This is a genomic window from Synechococcus sp. R5-13 (assembly GCF_047462015.1).
GTDB lineage: Bacteria > Cyanobacteriota > Cyanobacteriia > Thermostichales > Thermostichaceae > Thermostichus.
Genome location: NZ_JANSIL010000008.1, coordinates 1 through 9096, shown reverse-complemented (window position 1 = coordinate 9096; position 9096 = coordinate 1). Strand labels below are relative to the sequence as shown.

General features: G+C 61.4%; 6 protein-coding genes. 4 read left to right on the top strand and 2 right to left on the bottom strand.

Annotated features, from left to right (window positions below):
- Positions 1 to 107: 107 nt before the first annotated feature.
- Positions 108 to 1754, top strand: a complete 1647-nt coding sequence (gene murJ / locus NW840_RS00535; RefSeq protein ID WP_414341694.1) for a murein biosynthesis integral membrane protein MurJ — start codon at positions 108 to 110, stop codon at positions 1752 to 1754.
- Here murJ and sigC read toward each other — a convergent pair.
- Entirely contained in the window at positions 1751 to 2851 is a 1101-nt protein-coding gene (sigC, locus tag NW840_RS00530) for an RNA polymerase sigma factor SigC (RefSeq protein ID WP_414332157.1), read from the bottom strand. The genes murJ and sigC overlap by 4 nt on opposite strands.
- Before the next feature lie 575 nt (positions 2852 to 3426).
- Between sigC and NW840_RS00525 the strand changes: the two genes are divergently transcribed.
- Positions 3427 to 4020 (top strand): cofactor assembly of complex C subunit B, encoded by a 594-nt coding sequence (locus NW840_RS00525; RefSeq protein WP_414341692.1) that lies wholly within the window; start codon positions 3427 to 3429, stop codon positions 4018 to 4020.
- Here the strand turns inward: NW840_RS00525 and mutS are convergent.
- Positions 4017 to 6716 (bottom strand): DNA mismatch repair protein MutS, encoded by a 2700-nt coding sequence (mutS, locus tag NW840_RS00520; RefSeq protein ID WP_414341690.1) that lies wholly within the window; start codon positions 6714 to 6716, stop codon positions 4017 to 4019. The two genes, NW840_RS00525 and mutS, sit on opposite strands and share 4 nt — an antisense overlap.
- 466 nt (positions 6717 to 7182) lie before the next feature.
- Here mutS and NW840_RS00515 point away from each other — a divergent pair, with 466 nt between their 5' ends.
- Positions 7183 to 8226 (top strand): FecCD family ABC transporter permease, encoded by a 1044-nt coding sequence (locus NW840_RS00515; protein WP_011434271.1) that lies wholly within the window; start codon positions 7183 to 7185, stop codon positions 8224 to 8226.
- Positions 8223 to 8900, top strand: coding sequence for an ABC transporter ATP-binding protein (locus NW840_RS00510; RefSeq protein WP_414341689.1), 678 nt, complete (start codon positions 8223 to 8225; stop codon positions 8898 to 8900). The genes NW840_RS00515 and NW840_RS00510 overlap by 4 nt, the downstream gene beginning before the upstream one ends.
- The last annotated feature ends 196 nt before the right edge of the window (positions 8901 to 9096 follow it).

Below are 9096 nucleotides of genomic sequence, written 5' to 3'. Positions count from 1 at the left end.
GAGCAGGCTCAGGGCTACTGAAAGCCCGCTCCGTACCGCTTTAGCGGTCGGAGTCGGGTAGTTTACTTTGTTGTTGAGGCAGTGGTTGGGGTGCAGGACACAAGGTAATGGAGGAGTCTGCCACTCAGGAAGAGATCCCTGGGGGATCTCCTTCAGCAGGGCCATCCCGTTCGTTGATGTCGGTGGCGGGCTTGGTGGCCGGGGCGACCTTGCTCAGTAAGGGCATAGGCTTTATTCGCCAAGCTTTGATTGCAGCAGTGTATGGCTCGGGGCCGGAGTACAGCGCCTTCGGGGTAGCCTACATCCTGCCCGGTTTTCTGTTGATTCTGCTGGGAGGGATCAACGGCCCTTTTCACAGCGCCATCGTCAGTGTCCTCAAAAAGCAGCGGGATCGGGACAGGGAGGATGCGGCTGCCTGGCTGGAATCCATTTCCACCTTGGTAGGCTGCCTGCTCCTGCTGGTCAGCTTGGGCCTTTGGTGGGGAGCGGACTGGGTGGTGCGCCTGAATGCGCCGGGAGCCAGCCCCGAAGTCCATGCTCTGGCCGCTGCGCAACTGCGGATCATGGCCCCTTTGGCCTTGCTCTCGGGGTGGATTGGCATCGGCTTTGGAGCGCTGAATGCTGCCGAACACTACGCCTTGCCTGCCCTTAGCCCGCTGATCTCCAGCTTGGCGGTGATCGGGATCCTGGTCACGCTGGGATGGACGGGGATCCCAACTTTGCTGGCCTGGGGCGTGCTCATCGGGGCCATTGCCCAATGGTTGGCCCAAGTTCCAATCCAGATGCGGTTAGGGCTGGGGCGACCGCGCCTGCGCTTTGAGTGGGGATCCCCGCAGGTACGGGCGGTGGGCTTGCTGATGTTGCCGGCGGTGATCTCCTCCGGGATGATCCACATCAATGTTTATGTGGATCTGTTTTTTGCCTCTTTCGTACCTGGGGATCGCACCATCGGCAACTTGGGATATGCCCAGCTTCTGGTACAAACGCCGCTGGGGATCCTCTCCAACATGGTGCTGGTGCCCTTGATGCCTCTCTATGCCCAGTTGGCAGGGGATGGATCCCGTTGGCCGGAGCTGCGCCAGCGTATCCGCCAAGGGCTGATGCTTACGGCAATTGTGACCCTGCCCCTGTCGATGCTGTTGGTGGCTTTGGCCGAGCCCATTGTCCAAGTGGCCTACCAGCGGGGGCGCTTTACGCCGGAGGTGACACAAGAGGTGGCAGCCCTGCTCATGGCCTATGGTCTGGGGATGACCGGTTACCTGCTGCGGGATGTGCTGGTGCGGATCTTCTATGCCCTGGAGGATGGGGCTACGCCTCTGCGCATCAGCAGCATGGCCATTGGCCTGAATGCCCTACTGGACTTTCTATTTTTGCAGGCTTTTGGAGCGCCGGGCATTGCCCTGGCCACCGCCGGCGTCAACCTGATAGCCGTGATCGGACTGGGGATCCGCCTCCACCAGCGCCTGCCAGGGATCCCTTGGCGGGAGATGGGACAAGCCCTACTGCCATTGCTGGGGAGCACCGTCCTGGCCGGGGGACTCAGCCATTGGCTGTGGACCCAACTGCGCTCCTACGAGATTGTGGGGTCTCCCCTGCTCACCGCCATCATTTGGGCCGGGCTGGCCGCGGGTTTAGGTCTAAGCTTGTTCGCCGCCGGAGCTCTCTACCTGCGGATCCCAGAAGTGGAGTGGGCAGCAGCCCGACTGCGGAAACGGGTAGGACGCTGGGGGAGCCAGTGGGCAAGCCGGAACTAGCTGATAGCTTCCAGGTAATCTCGCACGCGGTTGCGCCGCTTCGGCTGACGCAGCTTCTGCAGGGCTTTGGCCTCAATTTGCCGCACCCGCTCTCGCGACAGATCCAAGGCGCGACCGATTTCCGCCAGCGAATAGGTGCGCCCATCCCCCAAGCCGAAACGCATGCGGATCACATCCCGCTCGCGGCTGGTGAGATCCGAGAGCAACTGCTGCAGATCCCGGTGCAGGGCTTCCCGCATCATGGTCTCTTCTGGGGAAATGTCGTCAGTTTCCAGCAAATCCCCCAGTTCGGTGTCCTTGTCTTTGCCCACCTTGGTTTCTAGAGATACAGAGCGGGGCACCCGTACCAACAGCTCGCGTACTTGAGGCGGCGTCATCTCCAACTCGGAGGCGATGTCTTCGATGGTGGGGGTGCGGCCCTTTTCCTGGGAGAGCTTGCGCTGCGCTTTTTTGATCTTGTTCAGCTTCTCGGTGATGTGAACGGGCAGGCGGATGGTGCGGCTTTGGGTGGCAATGGCGCGGGTAATGCCCTGCCGGATCCACCAGTAGGCGTAGGTGCTGAAGCGGTAGCCCTTTTTTGGGTCGAACTTTTCCACCGCCCGCTCTAGGCCCAGCGTACCCTCTTGGATCAGATCCAACAGCTCCAAGCCGCGGTTTTGGTACTTTTTCGCCACCGACACCACCAGGCGCAGGTTGGCCTTGATCATGTGTTCTTTGGCACGCTTGCCAATCCGCTGAATCTGCTGCAGCTTTTCAGGGGTCAGTTGCGCCCACTCGGGGTACTGGTTAGCCTTAGCCACCCATTCCGCAAGAGTGGGATCCCGTCCCAACTCTTTCTGCAAACGCAGACGCAAATCCAAGAGCTTCATGTAGTCTTGGACTTTTTGGGCCAGGGCCACCTCTTCATCGCGCCCCAAAAGAGGAACACGACCAATCTCCTGTAAATAGAGGCGCACCAGATCAGTGGAGCGGCGGGTTGGCTCCTCTTCCAGAAACTCGCCATCGGCCAGATCCACCTCTGCTTCTTCGGCAGCATCGAGGAGATCGGCGGGGCCATCCAACAAAATGTCGTTGAGTTCAGGTTCGTAGTTAGACATGTAGGGTGTTGCTGATGTAGCGACAGGGGTAGGCAGTTCAGTGGGCTGAGAGAGGAATGGTCAGTGATGTGGAGCAAGTTAAGCTTAAGTGTTCCCCAACGGTAACTTCGCGCCTGCTCAACGCCTTACAGCAGTCAGAGGAAATCATACATTGACCTCTTCCTCAACCGGACCTCCTGCCCATGCCCCATAGGGAAAGGCTGAAGTAGCAGCGGAGGGGTCACACGGAGAGCGTGAGCCCCTTATCATAACTTAATTATAGTTGCATTTCTCAGCCCAGAGACATGAGAGCCAGCGTAGGATCCCCCCAGTTCAACCGTCACCGCCACTGCGAAAAAGCGTATTGCCCTCAGGGTGAACCCGGCAGGTCGTCCTTGGGGGAAGTAACCCATCCATCCTAGAGGGTCTAAACTTCAAAGGTAGCGTGTAAATTGCTTTGCCTATTCCAGTCTATTCGATTCTATTCGATGAACTGTTCCCATTCACCTATCCCACCCAGCTGTGGGGGAGCCAGACTCCCCGAACAGGTCAACCCCCTTCCTCTGGGCGGACTGGGCTCTGCTCAGGCACTTGGGTTGGCCATAGCCCCGCTGACGGGGGAAAAGGTTTCAACCTTGGCGTTGACGACTCTATTGGCCATCGGTCTATTCTTTTTTCTGCGAGCTGCGGGCAAGGATCGCGTGGAGAGTCGCCTCTACTTTAGCAGTCGCAGCCTGGAAGAAATGGGATCCGCTCTACGGGAGCACTTGGAAAGGCGTGGCTATCGTCTCCAGTCCGCCGATGCCGAGGGGATCGCCACCTTTGCAGGGCAAGGTCAGGCTAGCGTGGGGCTGACCTTTTTTTTAACGGGACTGGCGGGGGCGGGACTGGCCTGTTTGGCCTTGGTGCTGCAGACCCTTGAGCCGGGGTGGGGCGCTTGGCCTTGGATGTTGGTGCTGGCCTCCCCCTGGGCGGGTTGGTACTACTGGCGGCGCAACCAACGCCCGGAGCAAATCCGCCTGAAACTGCAGGAAGCCGACGAGGACTCCGTCCCGCTCTCGTCCTGGGAACGAACGCCAACGGCTTCTGGATCCCACCTGTGGGTGGAGGGGCATCGGGATGAGCTGGATGGGCTGGCTGCAGCCCTGAGGTTGCAAGAACGGGATCCCGACAGGAGTAGGGGAGCCTAAGGCCAATCGGGAAAGAGAGGCGCTGGGATCAAAGACAGTTGATCCCCAACGGCAGGGTCGGGGATCCCATTGGGAGCGGGCTCTTTTTTGGAGTTCTTTTGGGCGAGGCGGCTTTTCCCTTGGTTTCTCAAGCCCAGGCCGATGCGGCTGTGTTTTTCCACCAAGGCCAGCACCTGTTCGGCCCGCTGGATTACCGCCTGCGGCAGGCCAGCCATGCGTCCCACCTCGATGCCATAGGAGCGATCTGCCCCCCCCGGCTGTACCTGGTGCAAGAAGATGATGCGATCTTGCAATTCCTTGACCACCACCTGAAAGTTGGCCACGTTGGGCAGCAAAGTCTCCAGTTGGTTGAGCTCGTGGTAGTGGGTGGCAAAGACCGTACGGGCGCGCACCTGAGTGGCCAGGTATTCCGCCACCGCCCAGGCAATGGAAAGGCCATCGAAGGTAGCGGTGCCTCGGCCAATCTCGTCCAGCAGCACCAAGGAGCGCTCGCCGGCGTGGTTGAGGATGTTGGCGGTCTCGTTCATTTCCACCATGAAGGTGGACTGGCCGGTAGCCAGATCGTCCACAGCGCCAATGCGGGTAAATACGCGGTCGCAGAGGCCCAACTCTGCCCGCCGCGCGGGGACAAAGCTGCCCATCTGGGCCAGGATTTGGATGAGCCCAATTTGCCGCAGGTAAGTGGACTTGCCGGACATGTTGGGCCCGGTGAGGACGATCAAATCGGGGCCGTGGGGGGATCCCAGTTGCACCGAATTGGGCACGAAGAGGCCCTGGGGCAGGGATTTTTCCACCACCGGGTGGCGACCCTCCTCGATGATCAGCCGGCGGTCTGTTGTGAGGAGGGGACGGGTGTATCCCTGCTGCACGGCCACTTCCGCCAGGCCAAACAGAGCATCGACGGCAGCCAGGGTCTGGGCCACTTGGCGAATGGCCTCGGTCTGGGATCCCGCCTCTTGGCGCAACTGCACAAACAGCTCGTATTCCCGCTGGTTGATGTCGGTTTGGGCTGTGAGGATGCGGGCCTCTTTTTCTTTGAGCTCGGGGGTAATGAACCGCTCTTCGTTGGTCAGGGTTTGCTTGCGGATGTACTCTTTGGGGACTTGGTGGGCCTTGGCGCGGCTGATGCTGAGGTAGTAGCCGAAGGCCTTGTTGAAGCCCACCTTGAGAGTGGGGATCCCAGTGCGGTCGCGCTCGCTTTTTTCCAACTGGGCAACCCACTGGCGGTCTTGCTCCACCTGCTGCCGCAGCCTGTCCAGCTCGGGATCCACGCCGGCTCGGATGAGGCCCCCCTCGGTGAGCACAGGGGGAGGGGAGGGCAGGAGGGTGTGCTCGATGCGTTGGCCCAGCTCAACCAGGGCGGGATCCACCTGTTGCAGGCTTTGCAAGAGGGGAGTCTTGGCTTCCCCCACCAGCTCGGCCAACTGGGGCAGTTTGCCCAAGGAGGATCCCAAGGCCACCAGCTCGCGCGGGTTGGCGGTGCCCGATCCGACGCGGTTGGCCAGCCGCTCCAGGTCGTACAGAGAGTCCAGGAGGGATCCCAGGCGGGCCCGCAGAGAAGGGTTTTCCAAAAGCTCTTGGATGGTGTCTTGGCGAAGGCGGATTTGCTCCGAATCCCGCAAAGGCTGCAGCAACCAGCGCCGCAAAGTGCGCCCCCCCATGGCTGTACGGCTGTGATCCAGCACCCAGAGCAGGGATCCCACAAAAGCCCCCTCTCGGATGGTCTGGGTGAGCTCCAAGTTACGCCGGGTTTGGGCATCCAAGATGAGGTAGTCCGTGAGCTGGTAGGTGCGCGGGGGAGGCAGGAGCGGGTGGCCTCCCTGGGGAGAAGGCTGCAGCAGGGTCTTTGGTGCTACGCACCGCTGAGGCGAATGGGTTTCTTCTAAGTAGTGCAAAAGCCCTCCCGCTGCTCGCACCGCCAGAGGCAATCCCTCACAGCCCAATCCTTCCAGAGAGCGCAGGCCGTAGGTTTGCATGAGGTTCTCCCGCGCCACCGCCAGTTCAAAAGGTTCGGCTGGGCGCAGGGTATAGGCGTATTGGTTGGGGAGACCCAGGGGCTTCTGGGGATCCCCTGGACGGATGAGGCCTAGTCCCAGCCCCTCCTCGGTGGGCAGCAAAACCTCTGCCGGCTGCAGCCGGGCCAGTTCCTGCTCCAGTTGCTCTTGCCCCTCGCTCTGACACACCCAGAACTCGCCGGTGGAGATATCCGCATAGGCTAGGCCCCAGCGGCAGGGAGCCTGCTTCGATCCTTTGAGCCGCACGACGGCTGCCAGGTAGTTGTTTTGCCGCGCCTGCAGCAGCTCCTCTTCGAGGACGGTGCCAGGGGTGATCACCCGCGTCACTTCCCGCCGCACCAAGCCCTTGGCCTGATCTGCCGGCTCCATCTGGTCGCAGACGGCCAGGGCATAGCCTTTGGCCACCAACTGGGCAGCGTAGCGGTCGAAAGCATGGTAAGGGATCCCGCACATGGGTACCCTGCCGATGGCTCCGGCCTCTCGCCCGGTGAGCACCAGCTCCAGCTCCCGCGACACCCGCTGGGCGTCCTGGAAGAACATCTCGTAGAAATCCCCCAGGCGGTAGAGCAAGATGGCGTGGGGATACTGCCGCTTCAGCTCCACATAGTGCTGCATCATGGGGGTGAGGAGGGCGGGATCCACCTCTAAGGCATCCCAAGTAGGCTCGGCGGAAGAACTCATGGCATCAAAACGTGGGCAAGCAATGGGCTGAAGGTTCGGAGTCTAGCCAACTCGGGCCGACCAGCTTGGGCCATTCTAGATCCAGGTCTAGATGAAGTTTGAGACGTTTCCCCAGCCCTTCTCCCCTGATTCCCATTTCGCGGTTGGTTGCCATGACCTCGCTCAGGGTAGTTGGATCCCCCCTGAGGTAAGTCTGAATGGCTGGGCAGAGGCGCTGCCCGGTCTTGTCCAAAAGCCCTGAAGCGCAAGAGGGAGAAATTTAAGCACAAGCTATTGAAACTGACTTGCAACATCCAAGAAGCCTTGCTATTCTAGCGACTACGTTTTGTTGAGTTTGACTTTCAATAAAGCTCGGGAGGGAGGCCTGGCCAACTTGGCTGAGTTTTCCATCCCGCCCTTGCGGGCGGAGGGGGTTTCTTGGCCTCAGAAGGCTCTCTTCCTGGGCAAAGCTCGAGAGGTTTTCCCGGTGCTGGTCGATCGCGAGTGTCCGTATACAGAGGTTGAGGGGGGCAGAGGCTGGGGGCAAAGAAAGCGGCTGCTCTCGCCAATCGGTTTGACCTGTTTGCTATTGAGTTTCATTTTCCTAGTACTTTTGGTCTCGATTGCTTTGGGATCCGTTCCCATGACTTTCCCAGAACTCTGGCAAGCCCTGTGGGGGCAGGGGGATCCCATTCGGCAGACGATTGTTTGGCAGTTGCGGCTGCCGCGGGCGCTCTTGGCCCAGTTGCTGGGGGCGGCTCTGGGGATGGCAGGGGCCCTGTTGCAGGGGATGCTGGGCAATGGGCTGGCGGATCCCTACCTGCTGGGCATTTCGGCGGGGGCGGGCCTGGCGGCGGTGGGGTTGCTCACCTTGGGAGAGTGGACGGCTTGGGTGCCCCTGGCCGCTTGGGTGGGCGGGGTGCTGACTACCGTGTTGGTGTACGGGTTGGCGCGTACTCCCTCGGGACTGGCGGTGGAGCGGCTGATCTTGGCGGGGGTGGCCGTCAGCGCCCTGTTTGGGGCCATTAGCTCCACCTTGTTGTTGATGGCAGATGACCGGGTGCAGGTGGCTCTCACCTGGTTGATCGGCAGCTTGAGCGGGCGGGGCTGGCCAGAGGTGCAGGTGGCCGGGGCGTATATCCTGGTCGGCTTGGGATTGGGATGGGGGCAGGCGCGGGCTTTAAACCTGCTGAGCTTGGGGGAAGAGATGGCGGTGAGCTTGGGGATCCCTCTGGCGCGGACGCGGGTGGTGATTGGTCTGGTGGCGGCTTGGCTGGCGGCAACCGCCGTCAGTGTGGGGGGGTTGATCGGCTTTGTCGGTTTGGTGGTGCCCCACATGGTGCGGCAGGGGGTGGGATCCGATTACCGCTGGCTGTTGCCCCTTTCTGCCTTGGCGGGGGCGACCCTGCTGAGCGGTGCCGACATCCTGAGCCGTTTGGGCCCGATAGAGCTGCCGGTGGGGATTGTCACCGCTGTGATGGGGGCTCCCTTTTTCGGCTGGCTGCTGCGGCAGCAGGGGGCGGGGCGATGAGAGAGCCCATCCTGCAGGTCGAGGACTTGAGCGGGGGCTACGGATCCCGGACGGTGGTGCGACAGGTGAGCTTCAGCGTGCAACAGGGGGAATGGCTGAGCATTGTCGGCCCCAATGGTTCGGGCAAATCGACGGTGCTGCGGCTGTTGAGTCGGGTTCTGATTCCCCAAGCTGGGCGCGTGTACCTGGACGGTCGGGATCTGCACACTCAACTCACTCCCCAGCAGGTGGCCCGGCAGTTGGCTCTTTTGCCCCAGCAGCCGAGGATCCCGGCAGGGCTGACGGTGCGGCAATTGGTGAGTCTGGGGCGTTCTCCCCACCAGCCCTGGTGGGCGTGGCAGTTGACGCCGGCGGATCGGCAGCGGGTGGAGTGGGCTCTGGAGCAAGCAGGACTGGGATCCCTGGCGCTGCGGCGGGTGGAAACCCTTTCGGGGGGCGAGCGGCAACGGGCTTTTCTGGCGTTGGCTTTGGTGCAGGAGCCGCAGGTGTTGCTGTTGGATGAGCCCACCACCTTTTTGGATCTGCGCCACCAACTGGAGCTGCTGGAGCTGTTGCAACGGCTGAAGCAGGAGCAGGGCCTGACGGTAGTTACGGTGCTGCACGACCTGAATTTGGCCATCTTTTGCTGGAGGATCCCGAGCCACAGTTGCTCGAACCGGATTCAGAATCCATAGAATCTCTCCCACCAGAGCCAACAGCAGAGCCGCCCGGCCCGGCCCCGGAATCGCCCCCTGCAGACGATCTATCCCCACCGGAGCCTGTGCCCCAAGAGATCGAGATGCCAGCCATCCCGGAGGCTGAATCTTTGCTGGCCCTGCAAACTCCGACCCCTACGCCTCCACCGACCCCTACACCCATTCCCACGACAAA

What these genes read in the sequence shown, in the direction of transcription:
- mutS (WP_414341690.1), bottom strand. Translation starts at nt 6,716, where the DNA reads ATGAGTTCTTCCGCCGAGCCTACTTGGGATGCCTTAGAGGTGGATCCC.
- murJ (WP_414341694.1), top strand. Translation starts at nt 108, where the DNA reads ATGGAGGAGTCTGCCACTCAGGAAGAGATCCCTGGGGGATCTCCTTCA.
- NW840_RS00510 (WP_414341689.1), top strand. Translation starts at nt 8,223, where the DNA reads ATGAGAGAGCCCATCCTGCAGGTCGAGGACTTGAGCGGGGGCTACGGA.
- sigC (WP_414332157.1), bottom strand. Translation starts at nt 2,851, where the DNA reads ATGTCTAACTACGAACCTGAACTCAACGACATTTTGTTGGATGGCCCC.